Annotated in this window: 18 protein-coding genes and 1 pseudogene; 8 read left to right on the top strand and 11 right to left on the bottom strand. The window is 49.6% G+C overall.

Going from position 1 to position 19888, the window contains the following annotated elements; all coding sequences use genetic code 11:
• From DFO57_RS14975 to fhuE, 4 genes are all read right to left on the bottom strand, one after another.
• On the bottom strand, positions 1–327 hold the full coding sequence (locus DFO57_RS14975) for a YebG family protein (RefSeq protein ID WP_014333057.1): 327 nt from the start codon (positions 325–327) through the stop codon (positions 1–3).
• A 136-nt stretch (positions 328–463) separates the two neighbouring features.
• On the bottom strand, positions 464–1258 hold the full coding sequence (locus DFO57_RS14970; RefSeq protein WP_013027795.1) for an SIR2 family protein: 795 nt from the start codon (positions 1256–1258) through the stop codon (positions 464–466).
• Complete coding sequence (locus DFO57_RS14965) at positions 1255–1815, bottom strand: non-canonical purine NTP pyrophosphatase (RefSeq protein WP_013027794.1); 561 nt, start codon at positions 1813–1815, stop codon at positions 1255–1257. The genes DFO57_RS14970 and DFO57_RS14965 overlap by 4 nt, the downstream gene beginning before the upstream one ends.
• 213 nt (positions 1816–2028) lie before the next feature.
• Entirely contained in the window at positions 2029–4242 is a 2214-nt protein-coding gene (gene fhuE / locus DFO57_RS14960; RefSeq protein ID WP_110015480.1) for a ferric-rhodotorulic acid/ferric-coprogen receptor FhuE, read from the bottom strand.
• Positions 4243–5419: 1177 nt separating this feature from the next.
• On the opposite strand from fhuE, the gene DFO57_RS14955 reads away from it, so the two are divergent.
• Entirely contained in the window at positions 5420–5815 is a 396-nt protein-coding gene (locus DFO57_RS14955; protein ID WP_022623038.1) for an H-NS family nucleoid-associated regulatory protein, read from the top strand.
• A 61-nt stretch (positions 5816–5876) separates the two neighbouring features.
• On the opposite strand, the gene DFO57_RS14950 is transcribed toward DFO57_RS14955, so the two are convergent.
• The 3 genes and pseudogenes from DFO57_RS14950 to DFO57_RS14940 all read right to left on the bottom strand — a co-directional run bounded on the left by DFO57_RS14950 (position 5877) and on the right by DFO57_RS14940 (position 8043).
• The gene (locus tag DFO57_RS14950) at positions 5877–6977 is read right to left on the bottom strand and encodes a site-specific integrase (protein ID WP_014604590.1); all 1101 of its coding nucleotides are present in this window, start codon (positions 6975–6977) and stop codon (positions 5877–5879) included.
• Positions 6978–7417: 440 nt separating this feature from the next.
• Positions 7418–7619, bottom strand: a pseudogene (locus DFO57_RS14945) (chemotaxis protein); the annotation flags it as partial.
• A 130-nt stretch (positions 7620–7749) separates the two neighbouring features.
• Complete coding sequence (locus tag DFO57_RS14940; RefSeq protein ID WP_033766331.1) at positions 7750–8043, bottom strand: hypothetical protein; 294 nt, start codon at positions 8041–8043, stop codon at positions 7750–7752.
• A gap of 636 nt (positions 8044–8679) precedes the next feature.
• Between DFO57_RS14940 and DFO57_RS14935 the strand changes: the two genes are divergently transcribed.
• Both DFO57_RS14935 and map read left to right on the top strand, forming a co-directional pair.
• Entirely contained in the window at positions 8680–8922 is a 243-nt protein-coding gene (locus DFO57_RS14935) for a ParD-like family protein (protein WP_013028065.1), read from the top strand.
• Positions 8922–9707 carry a type I methionyl aminopeptidase gene (gene map, locus DFO57_RS14930; RefSeq protein ID WP_013028064.1) on the top strand — a complete coding sequence of 262 codons (786 nt, stop codon included), beginning with the start codon at positions 8922–8924 and terminating at the stop codon, positions 9705–9707. Before DFO57_RS14935 ends, map begins: the two co-directional genes overlap by 1 nt.
• Positions 9708–9805: 98 nt before the next feature.
• Here map and DFO57_RS14925 read toward each other — a convergent pair whose 3' ends face one another.
• A complete protein-coding gene (locus DFO57_RS14925; protein WP_110015479.1) occupies positions 9806–10864 on the bottom strand; it encodes a diguanylate cyclase in 1059 nt (352 codons plus the stop codon).
• A 189-nt stretch (positions 10865–11053) separates the two neighbouring features.
• Positions 11054–11365, bottom strand: a complete 312-nt coding sequence (locus DFO57_RS14920) for a hypothetical protein (protein WP_014333049.1) — start codon at positions 11363–11365, stop codon at positions 11054–11056.
• Positions 11366–11535: 170 nt separating this feature from the next.
• Here DFO57_RS14920 and DFO57_RS14915 point away from each other — a divergent pair, with 170 nt between their 5' ends.
• Positions 11536–12222, top strand: a complete 687-nt coding sequence (locus DFO57_RS14915) for a hypothetical protein (protein WP_110015478.1) — start codon at positions 11536–11538, stop codon at positions 12220–12222.
• Between the two features lie 290 nt (positions 12223–12512).
• Here DFO57_RS14915 and DFO57_RS14910 read toward each other — a convergent pair whose 3' ends face one another.
• Positions 12513–13334 (bottom strand): Cof-type HAD-IIB family hydrolase, encoded by an 822-nt coding sequence (locus DFO57_RS14910; RefSeq protein WP_041457923.1) that lies wholly within the window; start codon positions 13332–13334, stop codon positions 12513–12515.
• Positions 13335–13557: 223 nt separating this feature from the next.
• On the opposite strand from DFO57_RS14910, the gene DFO57_RS14905 reads away from it, so the two are divergent.
• Positions 13558–14817, top strand: a complete 1260-nt coding sequence (locus DFO57_RS14905) for a DUF1479 domain-containing protein (protein WP_014604585.1) — start codon at positions 13558–13560, stop codon at positions 14815–14817.
• Positions 14818–14853: 36 nt separating this feature from the next.
• Positions 14854–15612: a DNA-binding transcriptional regulator YciT gene (locus DFO57_RS14900; RefSeq protein WP_227008754.1), complete on the top strand. Its 759-nt coding sequence runs from the start codon at positions 14854–14856 to the stop codon at positions 15610–15612.
• 5 nt (positions 15613–15617) lie between these two features.
• On the opposite strand, the gene DFO57_RS14895 is transcribed toward DFO57_RS14900, so the two are convergent.
• Positions 15618–16625 (bottom strand): LacI family DNA-binding transcriptional regulator, encoded by a 1008-nt coding sequence (locus tag DFO57_RS14895; RefSeq protein WP_089517863.1) that lies wholly within the window; start codon positions 16623–16625, stop codon positions 15618–15620.
• A 312-nt stretch (positions 16626–16937) separates the two neighbouring features.
• On the opposite strand from DFO57_RS14895, the gene ascF reads away from it, so the two are divergent.
• Positions 16938–18386: a PTS cellobiose/arbutin/salicin transporter subunit IIBC gene (ascF, locus tag DFO57_RS14890; protein ID WP_022623041.1), complete on the top strand. Its 1449-nt coding sequence runs from the start codon at positions 16938–16940 to the stop codon at positions 18384–18386.
• Positions 18387–18415: 29 nt separating this feature from the next.
• The gene (locus tag DFO57_RS14885) at positions 18416–19846 is read left to right on the top strand and encodes a 6-phospho-beta-glucosidase (protein ID WP_013028055.1); all 1431 of its coding nucleotides are present in this window, start codon (positions 18416–18418) and stop codon (positions 19844–19846) included.
• Positions 19847–19888: the final 42 nt, after the last annotated feature.

Raw genomic sequence — 19888 nt, 5'->3', positions numbered from 1 at the left:
TCAGGCGGCTTTGACGGCGCGGACTTTCTTGTCACTTTGCGGCGCATGATCAGCATCCGTCGCTTCAGGGGCGCTACCGCCTGAGGTTGACTGAGGCAGTTTACTGGTGCGAAGAATGTGCTGCACGGCGTCTTTTTGTTCTGCCAGCAACAGGCCGAGTGTTTCAGCCTGAGATTCATCCATCTCCGCCTGATGAGTCAGCAACCAGTCGGTGAACGCTTCCGCCATATCCAGCATTTTGTCGTAGGCATCAGCCTCTTTTTTGTTGGCAAATGTCATCTTCTCTTCACCTTTTCTGACCACTACAAATTTTGTCTCAACAGCCATAGTTTTGCCCTCAGATACTGTGTATTTATACAGCATACCACAGTAATCCGCATTTTCCAGAGAAGAATCACCACGCCCGATAAACCTGACATGCGGTTCAGATTTTACAACGACGTGGTCAGCCCCGCCCCGCGCATCACGCCAGAAGCGCTTGCATAAAATCGGCCAGGGCTTTTCGAGGATCGTCTTCTTCAGAGACGATCATTTCAATGCCCCACTGACCCAGCACTTCTTTTGCCACCGGGTTATTGCGGTTAGTGAAAAGGTACGACTTGGGGCGCGCAGTGGCCAGGCCCGTGCGCCCCCACATTTTGGTCAGGCGATAAAACAGCAGACGAATATTAAAGTCACTGATGCTGTAGCCCACGAACAACACCGAATTCCCCATGACATCATGGGTCAGTTTGATATCCAGCGGCGAATCAAAATAGAGGCGCTCAAAGTAACTGCTTTCATCTAAAACGATGGAGGTATCATCATCAAAGTCGCCGTGCAGTTTAATGATGTGGCGCTTGTCTTCAGTTAATGACACCAGATCGGCCGCATTCGCGACTTTTGAGTAAGGCACACCGTGCGCCTCATGTGCCGCTTCCAGCCAGCGGTCATAATTGGTGGTATAGATACGCGAAAAGTTGCCCTGCGTGATCATGGTGTGAATTTCAGAGCTACGAACATCAATATCCGGCCGATGCCATTCGCGATCCATCCAGCTTCTCAACGGCCCTAGCGATCCTTTTTTTTGCTTATAGTATTCGGCCAGGGAAAGGTGCGTACCATAGGTATTAAAAATTTTGGGATCGTACCCCAGCTCGTTGGCCAGATGGGCAATGAGCTCATGCCATTCTGGCAGGCCAAGATTGCGGGACAGGCCTGCACCGGCAAAGAGTATCAGCTTACCGGAGTCATAAGCCCGCTTCAGTTCAGGTTTCATGCCACGCCTCGTGCTGTTTTTAAGAAGGACGCGAAGCGGTCCAGTGCAATGCGACGGTTTGAGATTTCATTTTTCTTGTCGCCCATCTCAGCGAAGGTTTGATCGTAGCCTTCAGGAATAAACACGCAGTCCCACTGAAAACCACGCGGGCCCGCCGGTTTTGAGGCAATAGTGCCACGTAATTCGCCGTAAAACTGATACATTTTGCGCCCGTCACAATAGCCCAGTACGGTTTTGGCCGTGACGCCCTGGCTATCGAGGCCATTAACGAGGGAGGCAAAACGATCGGCATCCAGCCGGTTCCAGAATATGCGCGTCAGCCCCGCAGGCAGGCCATTCAGCCCATCGAGATAAAGTCCGGTATGCTCAACGAAGAGAGGACGCCCAATAATTGAGAAGGCTTTTGTGAGTTTGTCCCGCACCAAATCCAGCTCATTCTCTGTTTGAATTTCTTCAATACGACGAGCGATCGGCAAGACTTCGACGCCCACTGGCTCCAGGATTTCACGCACCTCCGCCAGTTTTTGCTCATTAGCCGAAAGGAATCTGATTTTCATACTTCTTCCAGGTTAATTAGTTTGCCTCAGACAGCGCTATCATAGCGGCAGAATGGAGGATTAACGCTGGTCAGTGTAGCGCAAATCCCCGACTTTCTGGCCTGGCAATTACGTCAAAACGTGATGGATCAGCGATTTGCGCCGGGTCGAGGGGGAAAAAGCAGGGGAGCAAGCGCCCCGGGTGAGGCGCTCACTGGTGAAAGTCCGGCGTCTTCAGAAACGGTAGCTGGCAGTCACAGAGACGTTACGGGGTTCACCGTAAACGATATCCCCCGCAACATTCGTGTCATAGGTTTTATCAAAGAGATTATTAATATTGCCCTGAACAGCAAAATTTTTCGTCACCTGGTAGCGGCTAAATAAATTGACTAACGCATAGCTGCCCTGCTCTGCACGCCACGTTCCGTTTCCTTCCGGTGCCGAATTATCGCTCCAGACGTGCGTTTGCCATTTCACTCCGCCACCCACAGTCAGATCAGGGAACATGGGTAAACGGTAGCGCGTAAAGACGTTTAACTGCGTTCGCGGTAAGTCGGGTTTTACCGCCGTGCCATCACGCTGTTCGGCAATATAACGCGTGCCTCCCAGGGTCATCTGCCAGTTATCTGTGATTGCGCCGTTAATTTCGAATTCAATTCCTCGGCTTACCGTACCATTTTTGCCTTCATACGCTGACTCGGTGGTACCCGGAATAATGCGACCGGTGGTCTGTGCCACATTATCCAGCTCAGCCCGAAAGACCGAGACTGACGTGGTCAAGCGGCTGTCGAACCAGTCAGATTTAACGCCGGCTTCGTAGTTCTTACCAATAACCGGCGCCAGATAGGCACCTGAGAGATCACGATATGACTGCGGTTGAAACACGGAAGTATAGCTGGCGTACGTTGACCAGTTCTCATCAATGTCATAAATCAGACCCGCATAAGGCGTGATGTTATTTTTTTCCATATAGTTGGTCAGCGTATTTTTGCTCCAACGGGTGTAACGTGCGCCCAGTATCAGATTTAACGGATCCGCCAGTGAAATACGGGTGGCAAGGTAGCCCGAGGTTTGTCGGGTAATATCCTGCTGGGACAGGGTGCGCGCCGCCCAATCCGTTTCCGGGAACTGGCCGTCAAAAAGGTTAAAATTCCCCAATTCTTCTGGCGAGATATTCGCAAAAGTACCGTAATAAGTGTTTTTTTGTTTGCTGTAGCTAACACCGACCATTAATTCATGGGTGCGTCCGAAGAGTTGATAAGGGCCACTGGCGAAGGTATCCACAGCATCGACTTGACGTTTGGCTGCATTATATCCCGTGCCCGCAACGACAGGATAATCCGCATAGGGAGAAACGCCTGCACCCGTATTTTTGTCAAAATAGCCGGCGATATACATCATTTTGCTGTTAAGCGTTGACCGATCATGGGTGCCGTTAAGGGTCCATTGCCATCCACTTGCAAAAGTGTGTTTGAGCCGGGCAAAAAGTTTTCTGCTCTCTTTATCGTTATAAGTCCAGTCAGGGGCGGTATTAAAGCCGCGACGAAAATGGGTTTTACTACCGTCTGTGTACCAACGCGGTAAACCGCCCCACATTGGGCTGTCAGTATTCAGCTGCTGAAATTCATAGCCTGCAGATAATGTGGTGGCGTCATTGAGATCGGCATCAATCACCCCATAAACAAATTTCTTTTCAGCACCATAACGCTCAATAAAGCTATTATTATCCTGATAACCCGCAATCACCCTGCCTCGAACATTTCCTGCAGCATTCAACGGGGACTGCACATCCATAACGTAACGCTGTTTATTCCAGCTGCCATAGCTGGCGGATATCTCGCCTTCTGGCTGATGACTGTCGGCATGTTTACGTACCATGTTAACGGCAGCGGAAGGATTACCGGCACCGGTCAATAACCCGTTTGCACCCCTGACCACTTCAATGCGTTCATATAATGCGCTATCCGTCTGTGCATCACCCAAATTCCAGCGTTCTTCGAATACAGTAGGAATACCGTCAATCAGGTAATTGTCGATTAAAAAACCGCGAGAATAATAGGTCTTACGATCCATATCCGCTGTGCTGGTCTGAATAGCCGTGGTGTTGTCCAGAACATCATTTAACGACTGTAGCTGTTGGTCTTTCATGCGCTGCGCGCTGATGATGCTTACAGACTGAGGAATATCGCGCACGGTCGAAAGTAACTTATTGCCCGCGCGGGTAACAGGTACGCTGTAGTCCGAGGAAGTATTTTCGGAAACCGGCTGTTCAGCCGCAGTAACGATAAGCGTCGGGTTGCTCTTATTCACATCCGATGGCGTCTCTGCAAACGCATTATGTGAAGATACGCCTGCCACAAGGGTTGCCAAAAGTGATAAGCGTGAGGGAACCAGAGAAAAAGTGGGCTTCACGCGATCCCTGTTCAGGAGGGGGATATTCAGAAACATTCTAACGCCTCGTTTTCTTTTTTTTAGCTGCCACTGCCCTGCATCAGTCCCAGTTAACTACCGTGCGGGCTGGCCATCAGGAATAAGGACAAAAACAACAACATGTAAAAACAAATGAGAAATATACTCATTTAGATTATCATTGCAAGTTATTGTTAACATTTATCTTTAAAAGCGTCAGAAAAGCCGATGTGTGTATTCTGTTGATAATGCAGATGTTTTAGCGCAAGTCGGGCACAGTACTTCTGAACCCGAGCGCGTGACGTAACGCTGAAATTAGCTGGCCTGGATATTTTTGAGCCATCCGTTTTACCCCTGTGTGAACAGAATTATTTCTCACACTCGCTTATGTCTTTTTTCCTTATATATAATGCGGTCATTATCTGAGACAGGTGGACTGCAGGTTTAAACAATATGGAAAAAATGGGTAAAGGCTGTTATTGACAACGGTGATGTGAACGTTATTGCCCTTATTGACGCTTCGCTTATGTTCAGATAATACAGACTTATGGCCGTTGGGTTGACAGAGAAAACGTTCAGCCTGGCATGAAGCCTGGCACAGGTTACAGGTTGCTTTATCGGGTTTGTGTAATTGCGAAATCCGGAATGCTATTTTTCTCAGATCGGGTAAAGCCGCTTCTCATCTTTGCAAAGCAGCCAACAGCTGCAACGGTCGGGTTATGGAAGGTTCGAGGGATGTCTGGCATCAAAATCAGGATTTACACATAACAAAATGTTATCCTCAATAGCGGTTTTTTTAGTAAGGCATTTCGTCCGCTCAGACCAGCTTTTATTTAAGGGTGGCTATTATTAACTATACGTTATCATTTCTCTCTGACGAGACAAATCACATCATTCCAGGTTTACAACGTGACGACAAATCAAGATAGCCAGGTATTAGGTTTTGATTTTCATTGATTTTTTAACTTAAAAAAGAGATTCTATAATTCATGTTGTGTAGAACCTGCTCGCCTTTCATTGGCATGAGGCGATTTAAATATGTTTAAAACATCAATGTATTCCTAAACTTTATGCCGTTTCTCAGGTTCTGAAAGTCAGTAATAATCTTTACAGTAACAAATTTGTACATTTCGGCCTGAAGAGATATTTCCTTCTGGGAATATTTTTCGTAGAATGGCTCTGTTTAAAATATTCGCTGTAATTTAAGGATTAATCAATGGATGCGCTCAAAGCATTAAATAACCTTCGTATTTTACGTGCACAAGCCCGGGAAATTGAGCTTGATGTGTTAAATGAGATGCTCGAAAAGCTTTCTGTCGTTGTCGCTGAACGCCGTGAAGAAGAAGAAGCTGAGCAAGCCCTGCTGCGTGAAAAAGCAGACAAGCTGGCTAAATATAAAGAAATGCTGATGAATGACGGCATCGATATTTCTGAGCTGATCGATTTACCTACAGAAACTAAAACAAAAGCTAAACGTGCTCCGCGCCCGGCTAAATATCAATATACCGACGAAAACGGTGAAAAGAAATCATGGACAGGTCAGGGCCGTACACCATCGCCTATTAAAAAGGCCCTGGATGCAGGCGGTTCTCTCGATGACTTCCTGATCTGACATAATTAAGCGGTGTTGATGAGGACACCGCTTTTTTATTGGAAACAGCCTGACTGTCCCGTTAAAGGCTCATGACCATGACAGAGGAACTGTCTAATTTCAGCCTTTCGCCTTCATAACGATGATGTAGAAAATGGTAACTATCACTGTTGATAATTACCTGTAATGATTCCGAATACTTTTCCAGTGCAGCGCGCATCTGCACGACATAGTCGTGCGTATCGTAAACACGATCTATCCCTTCTAATGCATGATTCATGATTTTTCTTGCCACGTCGTTGGGCGTGTCCAGTGCAGATAACTTTGAGCGTGCCGTTCGCCGCAGGTCACGTGGTGTAAAATGTTCCAGTCCCAGGCCGCGCGGTGCGCGTAACATGCGTCGCAGAGCCTGATTAAGCGCACCTTTTGACAGCGGTTGCATCACATCGCGCGGTGCCGGTACCAGCCAGGGCGAAGCAGGATCGCTGGCCTTTAACAATGACTCGATACACAGGCGCATCAGGGAAGAGACCGGCAACGTATGTTCACGCTGCGATTTGTTCCGCGTACCTTGTTTCCACAACCCTGACTGTAAATTAAATTCTGCTTTACGAGCCTGAACGATCTCGTCTGGTCGTCGCGCGCTCACCAGGCAAAGCCGCAGTGCCCAACGGGCCTGTTCAGAGAGTGCCCAGTTGTCCAGCCCATGCCAGAACACCCAAATCTCAGCATCCGACAACTGTCGACTGCGCGGTGAGGCCGCACGGCCTGCAATGTCACGTTTTTTCATTGAAGCAACAGGGGAATGCTCAAGATAACCCTGCATTTCTGCCCAGGATAAAAACTGTTTTGTCAACGCGAACACGCGCCGCGCCTCTCCCTTTTTACCCTCTGAAATCAGTATGTTATATAGTCTGTTTAGTCGTAATCGCGTCAGATTCTTCAGCGGGAGTGAGCCAATATTCGGTAAGACATGCCGGAGAAGGGAGGAAATCGCGATTTCAGGACGGCGACGCGTAACGAGTAATGACAGCTTTACCCAGACCTTAATGACCTGCTCGACCGTGCCCTCGTCACCAAAATTATCGACTTCAGACAGCGAAGCCTTTCTGATCTGCTCCAGCCATACCATGACGTGATGGCCGACATGCGGCGACCTTGTATTTATGCTGATTTCAGCCACTGCCCTTCCCAGATAATAAAGCCGTATTGCAGATTCTACCTTTCTGCCGACTGTGACTCCAGACCTGTTAAGTCTGGAGTCACAAAGACGTCGCTACGCTGATTCTGAAAAGGAATCAAGGCAAAGGGATGTAAAACGGCAATGACTGTGTTAACGCCTCGACGCTACGCAGAGAAGCTGCCCTTCCCCGTAACATTTGTCAGGAGAGACGTTTTTCTTCAAATCGGCATTGCCGTCGGGATTTTCAGAGGGGAATAAGGTGTTCACTGGATTGCCCGGCACTTAACACGCCGAAGGATGTGGGGGCTTTACGCGGCGCTGTGCAGCAAGCGCAACATGGCGTTGCCCCGTCATCGCTGACGAGACAACGGGAAACACGTTAATGACGCGGGGCGGGCGCGCTAAGCGGAGGTTTTCACCATAGCGTACATCTGCTCAGATTAAGATTGCGAGACTGGGGAGGATTCTTCGACAAATACAGCGTGCGTTTGCGTGGCAGCATCCATCTGGCTAACGGCAATACTGACCTGAAAAATGTCCTGCCTGTATTGATAAGGACAGCGAAATATTATCCATGGCATCGGCCAGCTCACCGGCCATACCGACAATTTTCAGAATACGTTTTCCGGTGCCGGTTGCCACGATGGGCTTATTCATCACATCCCTCCTGAACGAAGAGGAATACGTTATCTCCCTGCACAGATCCGCAATTGTGTTAACCTGGCAATACAATCACGTTTTTTATTGTGCGCAGAGATATCGGGATAAAACGTCAGCTTTTACTGAAGGTGTAGTTAAACACTTTGCCATTTTTTGTCTGTACCGTAAGCGTTTCACCTGCCGAGGTAGCCAGCGCTCTGGCTTTACTGTATTTCCACATCAGTAACTGTTGTCCGTTGGGATACGGGGATTCCGTATCAGGCGGGCCAAACATCGCGATCAGATCCGCTCGGGTTGTCAGGCCTGGCCTGATTTTCTGAACGGTTGCTGTATCAACATTGCGACCCACTGAGCTGGAGCATGCGGCTAGCGCAAAGATCAGGCCTGTGACGAAGAGTGCTCTCATAAGGTTAATCCCGGTGGTTAAGTGCAACGTGGACACGCGTAATCCTTTTATGATGCCGTTTTAAGGCGTAAAGCCCCGGATAAAATACCACCGCCTGCGTTAAACCTCCCGCACATTACCGCCACTCTGCACAATCCACACCGCGTCTTGTCAACGGACATCCGCAACCGGCCTGTAACTGAAGCAGGAGCAACAATCAGACAAAAACAAATCTCTGTCTGATTGTACCCAACCCATGAATTGCAGACCTTAGCGCGATGGCCAGGGCGGAACAGGCGTGATGCGTCAATATCGCAGATTTTCAACAGTAGATTATGGTTCATGATCTGCGAAGTAACATGAAAAGTTAACCTGGTTAATACCGCATAGGTTTATGAAGTTTAACTCGGTCAAAGAATAGTGTTCGACTTTGCTGATCGGTCACATCAAAGACTAACTCTGCCCGGCACGCCAATAAAAGGCGCGGGATCAGAACAAATTAAATACGCGCTCAGACTGTGCCGTTAAGTTAGAAATTCATCGCGCTACTGGAAGAATGGCGCTTTAAGCATTTTATGACCGGTTAATTCAGCTTTCACTGTCACCGCAAAAAGCGTAACCTATATATAAAACGTATACATTTCATATAGGCTTCGCATGGGCATTGTTAAAATATCCGATCTGATGCATGAAAACTTACGCATCGCCAGCCAGGCGATGAGCCGCTCAATAAATGCGCAGGCTGAGCACTGGTTAAAACTGGGCATGCTGGCCGAGCTGTATCCCCAGCTGACACAACATGAGCTTGCTCAAACATTAATCCGCATCGAAATGAACGGCGGTGCCGATATTCGCCAGGTACTACATCATGCCGATTTAACCCCACAAGGAGAAGTGTAATGGGGAACGTTAAGATCCATTCTGCAGAAGAAATTGAAAAAGCCCGTGCTGCCGGGCACGCTGCCGCCCAGGTGCTGGCGATGATCACCCCTCATGTACGCCCGGGGATCACGACAGAGCAACTGGACGATATCTGTCATGATTTTATTGTCAATGAACTCAACGTTACGCCCGCCAATATCGGTTATCACGGTTACACCCGTACCACCTGTACTTCCGTTAACCATGTTGTTTGCCACGGGATCCCGGCGGCCAAAACATTAAAAGAAGGTGATATTGTGAATATCGATGTCGCCATTATTAAAGATGGCTGGTATGGCGATACCAGCCGAATGTATTTTGTGGGGACGCCATCCGTGCGTGCAAAACGGCTGGTGGATATTACCTATCAGTCCATGGTTGCAGGCATTAAAACGGTTCGCCCGGGCGCGACACTGGGCGATATTGGCGCCGCTATTCAGCGCCTTGCTGAGAGCGCGGGTTTTTCCGTGGTTAGGGAATATTGCGGTCATGGCGTCGGCGAGATTTATCATACCGAACCTCAAATTCTTCACTACGGCACGCCGGGCGAAGGAATGCCTTTACAGGCAGGGATGATTTTTACCATCGAACCCATGATCAATGCTGGAAAAGCAGGGACCAGTGTGCTTTCTGATGGCTGGACGGTGGTTACAAAAGATCGCTCGCTGTCTGCCCAGTGGGAGCATACCGTCGCCGTCACCGAGACGGGCTTTGACCTGCTCACGCCCTGGCCTGAAGGCACTGGCGACTATCCGGCTATCTGATACTTATGCCGCCTCAGAGGAGGCGGCATTGATGACGGTCTGGTGATGCACTACGGGTGGACGTTACCGAACCCCGCGATGCGTTGTTTCGCTGGGGATCAGGCCCGCCATAATTTCAGGCCATCCCGCCCTGATCGTTTCACTTCATATAACGCTTTATCAGCGCGCCGCAGCCACTCATGTATTGAGTCGGCTTTATCAGCACTGGCAATGCCAATACTGACTGAACACCTGAACGTTACAGAAGCAGGCAGGCGTAATTGCCCAATATTTCTTTGAAGCGATTCGGCCAGTCTGATGATGTCAACGTCATTCGAATCACGAATGATAACGCCAAGTTCATCTCCGCCAAAGCGTGCCGGAATGTCTTTCATACCTACGCTGTCACGTAACAGGCCGGAAATTTCAGCCAGCAAAAAATCCCCGGCTTCGTGACCGAACGTATCGTTAACGTTTTTAAAATGGTCGACATCTATCAGTATCAGATACGCTCTGGTGTCACCCCGCAAGGTGCGCAAAAGCTCGCTTTCAAGCCGGCGTTCGAACAAACGACGATTAGGGATTTCCAGACCGGGATCCATCAGCGCAATTCTCTCCAGCTCACGGTTCTTCTGACGCAGGCTCAACGTCAAATTGTGTGATACAACGCTGAGTGCCAACATATAGAATGTGGCCAGTGGAAGGGTAAGCCATGCTGTGCGCGTACTAAACTCCATCAAAACCGGCGCGCCTTCAATCGTCCATACCAGAATAAAGGCAAACAGAAATGCCTGCGTAGCAGAGAGCAACTGAGGCCAGCCTCCTGCGGCGTAACGGTCGGCCATCAAAACCGCGATGATGACAAAGGACGGCATAGGACTCACGGCCATCAGCGCAATCCAGATACCGCCAAATGCGGCATCCAGCGTTAAATTTGAACGCTCCCGCGCGGTGGAGTCCCGTGATTTTACGGCAAGGCGGTATGCCAGATAAGGCCAGATAAGAACGTTGCTAATCAGTAATACCAATATCGCTGGTTCTTTCCTCAGTTCCAGGAGAACGGATGCAATCGGCAAAAAACATAAAAGCGTGCCAAGCTGGCGCATGGCAAACATGCGACGGACAAATCGCGTGGATCGCATTTTAAGATGATGATCATCAGGTGAGTAATAGGTCATTCGCACGCGTAATTGACAATATATTTAGCGCAGTTTATCCACAAAAAACGCCCTGCGCTTTAATTTTTAAGACTTTTACCCTTTATTTGTTATTGCCGTTATGATGACTTATGCCGATGACTTGCCCGGGTCCACATGGCCCAACGATCCATGTTATATCGTCAGGCCTTAGCGCGACTGGGCGTTACTTTATCTTCTGCGGCCTTTAGCCACTGAGGCGGACCAGTTGAAATCGCCGACTTCACTGGCCGTTAGCGAAGAGGGTTTCTTTTTCCTGAGCGGTTTTTTACTTTCTTTTTCTGCTTTTAACTTTTCATTAAGAAGTTTATCGGCCATGACCTGCTGACGAGCTTCGCTGTTTAACTCTTTCTCTTTTTTTGCATCAGGTTCTTTGCCGGTGCGTTGACGGTGCTTCTGCATCAGGTTTTGAAGAACTTCATTAACGGCGAGTCGCTCTTCATCACTGAACTGATCGATGGAAATCATTTTCTTGTCATTCATAATCGCTTTCCTCGTGGTGAGTTCATAAGCAGTGTACATCATGCCGTGCTCGCAAAGCGCATTACCTGCGAGTTAAGTGGCTCAGTCTGACAAGGTTAATCACGTTAAGCAGGTATCATTTCCCTTCAGGCAGACTAAAATAAGCGGAAATTTCAACGAGAATCGACGTCATGAAAATTCCCCTGCACAACGACCACAAACCTTTTATCACTGCCCTGCTGGATGAAACGGTAGAGGTGATTGAAATGCACTCACCTCAGGCTGAACATATCGAACGCGCCTTTACCGTCGCCCTCCAGCAACAGAACCGCGAAGCAGAGGCGGACTGGAAGCGCACGATAACCTTTTTGGCGCTATTCGTTTTTTTGTATGCCGCACTGGGCGCCTCATTAACGCTGGACCTTAGCCCGGCTGGCGCAAGCCACAAAAGCATTGAGTATGCTCTGGAGGCTGTTCCGGTACTGATTGCCTTTTCAGGCTTTTTTATCTCCGTGCTGTATCTGTTTATTGTTCGCGCCGGTTCACGCCAACGCCGTAACTGGCAAAAAACGATTTTGATGCTGGAAAAATACACCCTCGGGAACCTGTTTAAACTGACGCACCAACAAGGCGCCGGCACCAGCAACTATTCACTCTCATCGATTATGCTTGCCCTTTCCCTGTTCATTTGCCTGACCTGGTTGATTATCTATAACTATCTGACCTTCACCACCAGCGGCGTATTCGGTAGCGTGATTTCGTTATTTATTAGCACGATGGTTTACGTCATTCTGGATATTCAACTCCTCAAGCCCTGGCTGTCCGTTGCTGAAGCGGAGCCGTCAGGCGCTGAGGATGAGAAGAAAGCGGATAAATAATGCCTGCCCGCCCGGCCTGGACCGGGCTTTCCGTGATTTTCTTGCCCAGACAAAGACGACGTCGATCTAACCGAACGGTGTTAAGAAAATCATTTAAAGTATGTTGTAACTATTACCATTAACCTGTCTTTGCATGCGGTTTCTTTGCGCGGTACTGACATCCCCTGCCAGCACCTTATACAGTCCGAAAAGATCAAAAGCAGGCAAAATAAGTGACAGCGTCACGTTAAGTTTGTTTTTTGGAGGGTTTCCGCTTCCGCGCTCATGATTGAAAAGCCGCCATTGCGGCGTTAATCAAAAGGGAATTCGCGCGCCAGCACTCTGGCAATGACGTTTAGCGCCCCTTCATCCTGATTGCTTTCCGTTTTAAACCGCGCAACGGCTGAAACCGACTCAACAGCATTGGCCATTGCAAAACTGAAACAGGCCTGGCGCAACATTTCGATATCGTTTGCACTGTCGCCGATGGCCACCACCTCACAATCGCTGATGCCCCATTTTTGTTGCAGCAAAGCAATACCATGTGCCTTGTGACAGCCTGGAATAATCAGATCAATAAAGCCATAGCCGCTCGATACGGGGTGCATAATATGATCGATTTCACCGAGCTGGTTATGCAGACGATCCATCAGACTGTCTATGCCTTCGTTGGCCAGGTTAAGCGAAAACTTAAAAATGGTGTCATCGATATCATAAAGATTATCGCGCTTTTCAAGTCGGTAATAATGATTGTTAAGCATCTGAATAATGCTGTCTGGCATTGAAGAATGGACATAAGCGCCCTTGCGTCCACAAACGACAGTGCTGATATCCGGCTCTTTTGCCAGGATATCCAACACGCGGTGCACGCTTTCCTTTGCCAGCTCACCACAAAAAATTTCATCATCGCCTTCTGATACCCACGCACCATTTTCGGCAACAAACGCAATGTCGTTTTTGATGTCAGGAAAGTAGCGCTGTAGCTGATAATATTGATTGCCACTGGCGACAACAAAGTGAATACCTTTTTGCTTTAGCAGGGCGTACTGGCGTGAAAAGCGCTGGACGTTGTACTGCTTGTTTTCGTCCAGAAACGTCCCATCCATATCCACTGCAATCATCCTTACTGCCATTGTCATCCCCCTTTTTCCCGGCCTGAACAGGCTCACTCATTTTTAAGCTTACTCGTTGAAGGGGATAATGAGAATTCCAGTCATCAAAAATCCTTCTGTTCGCTCACATTGTGCGCCAGTTCCGGTTTTCACCAACAGCAATCTGTTAAACATAGTGCTGACTTTCGAATGAAATGAAATAAACCTTCATATGTAAAATGAAAACACTGTTAAGGGCGCAGTCATGAATGTAAAGCTTCAGCACACAGCGTTACCCACGGATATTTCAGCCGCCATCCGCCAGTTTAAACAGCAGATCCGTCAGCAGATTGGCGATGTTGAAGGCTTATTCAGGCAGGTTTGCCAGAGAACCGAGCAGGCGATAAGCGACGCAAAAGCGGAAGAGCGGCTAAACGGCAGCGCCTGGCCGGTTATTTCACCCGAGGAGATCACCCAAGGGCTGACGCCTGAAACCCGAGAAAGCATCAAGCGCCGTGGCTGTGTGGTGGTTAAGCAGCATTTCCCTCGGGAACAGGCGCTGGCATGGGATACCTCCATGCTGCGTTACCTGGACGAAAATCAGTTTGATGCACAGTACCGCGGCCCGGGCGATAATTTCTTCGGCAGCCTGGAAGCATCCCGCCCTGAAATCTATCCCATTTACTGGTCTCACGCACAAATGGAGGCGCGTCAGAGTCCTGAAATGGCCCAGGTGCAGTCATGTTTAAATCGCCTGTGGACGTTTGAATCCGGGGGCCAGCAATGGTTCGATCCGGACGTGAATCTTATCTATCCGGATCGCATTCGTCGGCGACCGCCAGGAACAACCTCGAAAGGGTTGGGCGCACACACTGACTCCGGCGCGCTGGAACGCTGGCTGTTGCCCGCTTACCAACGCGTTTTTCGATCGATTTTTGACGGTAATCTTGAGCATTACGACCCGTGGCATGCTGCTCATCGCAGCGAAGTGGATGAGTTTGATGTTCCTGATACCACAAAATGCTCGGCTTTCCGGACGTTTCAGGGCTGGACGGCGCTGTCCGATATGATGCCGGGTCAGGGCTTACTGCACGTGGTTCCCGTACCGGAGGCCATTGCATATGTGCTGCTGCGCCCATTGTTATCGGATGTCGCTGACGATGAATTATGTGGTGTTAAACCGGGGCGCGTACTCCCGATTAGTGAAAAATGGCACCCGCATTTGGTAAAAGGATTATGCTCCGTACCGGCGATCACCGCAGGCGATTCGGTATGGTGGCACTGTGACCTGATTCATGCGGTCGCACCGGTTGAAAATCAACAGGGATGGGGAAACGTTATGTATATTCCCGCGGCGCCAATGTGTGATAAAAACCGCGCTTATGCGCATCAGGTGGCGAGTGCACTTGAGCAGGGTCATTCCCCTGCTGATTTTCCGCCTGAACATTACGAGGCCGGCTGGAAGAACCGGTTTACCCTCGCCGATCTCAATTCGGTGGGTAAACGTGGACTGGGTTTAGCCTGAAACCAGTGAGACTCAACGTCAGAGCAGAGAACCATGATGAATACGCGTCAGCAGAAAATTATTGAACTGGTTAATACCCGAGGCAACGTCGCCGTCAGCGAACTGGCTGAGCTGGCCGGTGTGTCGGAGGTTACCATTCGCCAGGACCTCAACCTGCTGGAAGAAGAGCGGGTTTTACGTCGGGTTCACGGTGCGGCTCAGGCATTAGACAGCGACGACGTTGGCGTGCGAATGCATACCCGCTATGGGATAAAACTGGCGCTCGCCCGTTATGCTGCCGGGCGGATTAACGATGGCGAATCTGTATTGATCGAAGGCGGCAGCACCAACGCCCTGCTGGCACGTATGCTGGCCAGCCGCAAAAATTTGACGTTAATCACCGTAAGCCATTATATCGGCCATCTGCTTAAAGACGCGGCCTGTGAAGTCATTATTCTGGGCGGCATGTTGCAAAAGCGCAGCGAATCAATGACGGGGCCCTTAACCCGGTATTGCGTACAGCAAATGCACTTCCATAAGGCCTTTATTGGTGCAGATGGCTGGCACCCGGAAACCGGCTTCACCGGGCGGGATATGCTGCGATGTGATGTCGTGGATGCCGTGCTGGCTAAAGGTGCAGAAAGCTACGTTCTGACCGATAGTTCTAAATTCGGGCAGATCCATCCTTATCCCCTGTCTTCCGGTTTTCAGCCCAGTCACGTCATTACGGAAAAGGGGCTTTCTCAGGACGTGGTGGCCGGACTCGCGGCGCAAGGTATCGGGTTAATACAGGTCGCGATCGACTCAGCACAGTAAAGGCATCAGGTGATGCCGGTAATGGAATCACGCACAACGAGGCTGCCCTGATAGGGAGTAAACGGCGTTAATTCACCGCCATCCAGCATAAAGACCAGTCGATTAATGGTGTCATTGATCATATCGGTAACGGGAAATTTAACACTGGAGAGCGCAGGCGTTATATAAGGGGCCAGCGGAATGTCATCAAAGCCAATGACCGAGACGGTTCCAGGTACAGCAATATTATTTTCTGTAAGCTGTTTGATCGCCCCGATAGCCATTTCATCATTGCTGGCGACGATAGCACTAAAGGGCTGTCCGCTCGCCAGCAATGTTTTCACCGCCAGCATCCCACTTTGCGCCGTCCATTTGCCCTGCACAATTAGCTGCTGATTAATTGCGATTCCCTGAGTGTGAAGCGCGGTTTTATAGCCCGCAAGTCGCTCCTGACTGGTCGGCGAATCCAGTGATCCCGTAATAAATGCAATATTGCGATGGCCCTGTTCAATCAGGTAACTGACGGCCCTCTGGCTGGTTGCCTGCTGATCGCTGTAAATACAGAAGCTGTCATTAATTCGCAGACGACGATTAATGACCAGCACAGGCTGCTTGTGCTGCGAAATAATCGCATCCAGCTCGTCGATGCTGAGAAAACGCGGATAGATGATAACGCCATCGCAACGTAAATCGAGCAGAAACTGGATGGCAGCGCGCTCCTGCTCAGCGGTATGTTTGCCATCGGCCAGGATCAACTGCCGATTTTGCTGCTCCATAATTCTGGCAGAGTGAGACATTAACTCACTGAAAATGTTGCCACTGTACAGTGTATTGGTTACAACCAGCCCGATGGTTTGGGTACTTTTATTTGCCAGATTACGTGCCAGCAGATTAGGTCGATAGCCTGTCTCCGCAATGGCCAGCAAAACCCGTTCCCGCTTCTCCTGCCCTACATAACCCTTACCTGACAACACCCGCGAAACTGTCGCTTTTGAGACGCCGGCGCGTTTTGCTACTTGTGAAATGGTTGTCATGTTATCGCTGCCAGAATCTTCTGAGTAAATGGAGTTTACCTAAGCCTTTCATTATTTGAAATATTTAGCCTTAATGTCGTGCCGCCTGCTTCGCCACTCAAAGTGATTATCATCACAAAAATAACATCAGCCTATTTTACACTCTTGTTTAAAAGGTGAAATCTCTTCATGATTTTGTGAAACCGGTTTCCTATTTAGCCGCACCGTGGGTCAGATGCAGAGTAAGGCAGGCTGACTGGCGAAGTAAAACAACAACACGACGGCCAGAGCGGAAACCCGAGCGCACTTTCCTCTTCCCTACGAGATAAAATCATGCCAGGAAATTATGCAGAGATTTCACAGGCTATCGTCAGTAAGCTGGGTGGCCTGACTAATATCAGTGCGGTAACCCATTGCATGACCCGCCTGCGTTTTGTGGTGAAGGACGACCGTCTGGTTGACCTTGCCGGCCTGAAAGCCATTGACGGCATCATGGGCGTTGTTCATACCGATACTCAGTTACAGGTGATTATTGGCAATGAGGTAGCAAAGGCTTATCAGGCCGTGCTGGCATTAGGCGAACCGCAGTCAGACGGCGCCGCGCCCGTAAAACGCAAAATGACGCTTAAAAGCGTAGGCGCCGGCATTCTGGATGCGCTGGTTGGCACTATGTCACCGCTGATTCCGGCTATTATCGGCGGTTCAATGGTCAAGCTACTGGCCATGATACTGGATATGGCTGGCGTATTTGAGAAAGGCTCATCAACCCTAATCATACTTAACGTGATAGGTGATGGTGCCTTCTTCTTTTTGCCCATTATGGTGGCTGCGTCTGCCGCGCTGAAATTCAAAACCAATATGTCACTGGCTATCGCCATTGCTGGCGTGCTGGTGCATCCCAACTTTATTGACCTCATGGCTAAAGCAGCACAGGGACAACACGTCGACTTTGCTTTTATCCCGGTTACGGCGGTGAAGTATACCTATACGGTAATACCGGCGCTGGTGATGACCTGGATTTTGTCTCACATCGAACGCGGGGTGGATCGTATCACCCCTGCAGTGACAAAAAACTTCCTTAAGCCTATGTTGATCGTGTTGATCGCCGCGCCGATCGCCATTGTATTGATTGGCCCGATTGGTATCTGGATCGGCAGCGGGATTTCCGCTCTGGTTTACACTATTCACGGTTATCTGGGCTGGCTTTCTGTGGCCATTATGGGTGGGCTGTGGCCGTTGCTGGTCATGACAGGTATGCATCGGGTTTTTACTCCCACCATCATCCAGACCATTGCCGAAACGGGTAAAGAAGGCATGGTGATGCCTTCTGAGATTGGCGCCAATTTATCGCTTGGCGGCTCGTCGCTGGCGGTGGCCTTTAAAACAAAAAACCGCGAATTACGTCAAACCGCGCTGGCGGCGGCGGCCTCCGCTATTGTGGCTGGCATTTCCGAACCCGCTCTATACGGCGTGGCAGTGCGATTAAAACGCCCTTTGATTGCCAGTTTGATCAGTGGATTCATCTGCGGTGCCGTGGCCGGCATAGGCGGTCTGGCCAGCCATTCAATGGCTTCACCGGGTTTATTTACCAGCGTCCAGTTTTTTGACCCGACCAATCCCCTGTCGATTGTCTGGGTTGTCGCGGTAATGGTACTTTCCGTGGTGCTGTCGTTCATTCTTACCCTGATTCTGGGTTTTGAAGATATTCCAGAAACCACCCCTCCGGCGCCATCACAACCTGGCGCATCCCCCGAACAAACGAAAGCGGCTAACGCCAGCTGATCATTAATGACCCTGTTAAAGAGGATTTCATGTCTGAAGCAACATTCCCTGAAGGCTTTTTATGGGGCGGTGCCTTATCCGCCAATCAGTCAGAAGGCGCTTTTCTTGAAGGCGGGAAAGGACTCACTACCGTTGACATGATCCCCATTGGCCCCACGCGTATGCCAGTAAAGCTGGGGCAGGAAAAACGCGTTGAGTTGCGCGATGACGAATTCTATCCCAGCCATACTGCGATCGATTTTTATCATCGTTATCGGGAAGATATTGCCTTGATGGCAGAAATGGGCTTTACCGTCTTTCGCACCTCAATTGCGTGGAGCCGTATCTTTCCGCGTGGCGATGAAAGCACGCCGAATGAACAGGGCCTGGCTTTTTATCGTGATATGTTCACCGAATGTCGTAAACATGGCATTGAACCTTTGGTGACGCTCTGCCATTTTGACGTTCCCATGCATTTGGTTACGCAATACGGTTCGTGGCGTAATCGTAAAATGATTGAGTTTTTTGCCCGCTATGCCCGCACCTGTTTTGACGCATTTGATGGTTTAGTTAAGTACTGGCTAACCTTTAACGAAATTAACATCATGCTGCACAGCCCATTTTCGGGTGCCGGATTGGTGTTTGAACCTGGTGAAAACAGTGAGCAGGTTAAATATCAGGCAGCTCACCACGAACTGGTCGCGAGCGCCCTGGTGACAAAAATCGCGCATGAAATCAACCCTGATAATCAGGTGGGATGCATGCTGGCTGGTGGCAATTTTTATCCCTGGTCGAGCAAACCTGACGATGTCTGGGCGGCGCTACAAAAAGATCGTGAAAACCTGTTTTTCATTGATATTCAGGCGCGAGGTGCTTATCCCGCCTACGCTGCGCGCCTTTTCCGCGAAAAAGGGATTCAGATTGAAATGGCAGACGGTGATGCGGATATACTCAAGCATACCGTCGATTTCGTGTCGTTCAGCTATTATGCATCCCGATGTGCTTCGGCCGAGATGAATGACAACAATAGCAGCGCGGCAAACGTGGTGAAATCCCTCACCAACCCGCATATTCAGCGGAGTGAATGGGGCTGGGGCATCGATCCGCTTGGCCTGCGCATCACAATGAATATGATGTATGACCGTTATCAGAAGCCGCTTTTCCTGGTCGAGAATGGCCTGGGCGCACGCGATGAGTTAACGGAGAAAGGCGAAATTATTGACGATTATCGTATCAGCTACCTGCGCGAACATATCCGGGCGATGGCCGATGCGATCGGAGACGGTATTCCTGTTATCGGCTATACCACATGGGGCTGTATCGATTTGATTGCCGCATCAACCGGCGAAATGAGCAAACGTTACGGGTTCGTTTATGTGGATCGTGACGATCGTGGAGAAGGCACGCTGGCCCGGCGGCGGAAAAAGTCCTTCTGGTGGTATAAAAAGGTGATAGCAAGTAACGGCAGGGATTTGGATTAATCGCACAGCGCGCTTCAGCCTCTTAACCGACTGAAGCGCTGC

This window comes from Pantoea sp. AG702 (assembly GCF_003182295.1).
Lineage (GTDB): Bacteria > Pseudomonadota > Gammaproteobacteria > Enterobacterales > Enterobacteriaceae > Pantoea > Pantoea ananatis.
Note: the sequence above shows the minus strand (reverse complement) of the source record. Positions and strands in the feature narration are given on the sequence as shown.

Excerpts from the sequence above, each read along its gene's own strand:
- DFO57_RS14975 (WP_014333057.1), bottom strand. The coding sequence starts at position 327 with ATGGCTGTTGAGACAAAATTTGTAGTGGTCAGAAAAGGTGAAGAGAAG.
- DFO57_RS14970 (WP_013027795.1), bottom strand. The coding sequence starts at position 1,258 with ATGAAACCTGAACTGAAGCGGGCTTATGACTCCGGTAAGCTGATACTC.
- DFO57_RS14965 (WP_013027794.1), bottom strand. The coding sequence starts at position 1,815 with ATGAAAATCAGATTCCTTTCGGCTAATGAGCAAAAACTGGCGGAGGTG.
- fhuE (WP_110015480.1), bottom strand. The coding sequence starts at position 4,242 with ATGTTTCTGAATATCCCCCTCCTGAACAGGGATCGCGTGAAGCCCACT.
- DFO57_RS14955 (WP_022623038.1), top strand. The coding sequence starts at position 5,420 with ATGGATGCGCTCAAAGCATTAAATAACCTTCGTATTTTACGTGCACAA.
- DFO57_RS14940 (WP_033766331.1), bottom strand. The coding sequence starts at position 8,043 with ATGAGAGCACTCTTCGTCACAGGCCTGATCTTTGCGCTAGCCGCATGC.
- DFO57_RS14935 (WP_013028065.1), top strand. The coding sequence starts at position 8,680 with ATGGGCATTGTTAAAATATCCGATCTGATGCATGAAAACTTACGCATC.
- map (WP_013028064.1), top strand. The coding sequence starts at position 8,922 with ATGGGGAACGTTAAGATCCATTCTGCAGAAGAAATTGAAAAAGCCCGT.
- DFO57_RS14925 (WP_110015479.1), bottom strand. The coding sequence starts at position 10,864 with ATGACCTATTACTCACCTGATGATCATCATCTTAAAATGCGATCCACG.
- DFO57_RS14920 (WP_014333049.1), bottom strand. The coding sequence starts at position 11,365 with ATGAATGACAAGAAAATGATTTCCATCGATCAGTTCAGTGATGAAGAG.
- DFO57_RS14915 (WP_110015478.1), top strand. The coding sequence starts at position 11,536 with ATGAAAATTCCCCTGCACAACGACCACAAACCTTTTATCACTGCCCTG.
- DFO57_RS14910 (WP_041457923.1), bottom strand. The coding sequence starts at position 13,334 with ATGGCAGTAAGGATGATTGCAGTGGATATGGATGGGACGTTTCTGGAC.
- DFO57_RS14905 (WP_014604585.1), top strand. The coding sequence starts at position 13,558 with ATGAATGTAAAGCTTCAGCACACAGCGTTACCCACGGATATTTCAGCC.
- DFO57_RS14900 (WP_227008754.1), top strand. The coding sequence starts at position 14,854 with ATGAATACGCGTCAGCAGAAAATTATTGAACTGGTTAATACCCGAGGC.
- DFO57_RS14895 (WP_089517863.1), bottom strand. The coding sequence starts at position 16,625 with ATGACAACCATTTCACAAGTAGCAAAACGCGCCGGCGTCTCAAAAGCG.
- ascF (WP_022623041.1), top strand. The coding sequence starts at position 16,938 with ATGCCAGGAAATTATGCAGAGATTTCACAGGCTATCGTCAGTAAGCTG.
- DFO57_RS14885 (WP_013028055.1), top strand. The coding sequence starts at position 18,416 with ATGTCTGAAGCAACATTCCCTGAAGGCTTTTTATGGGGCGGTGCCTTA.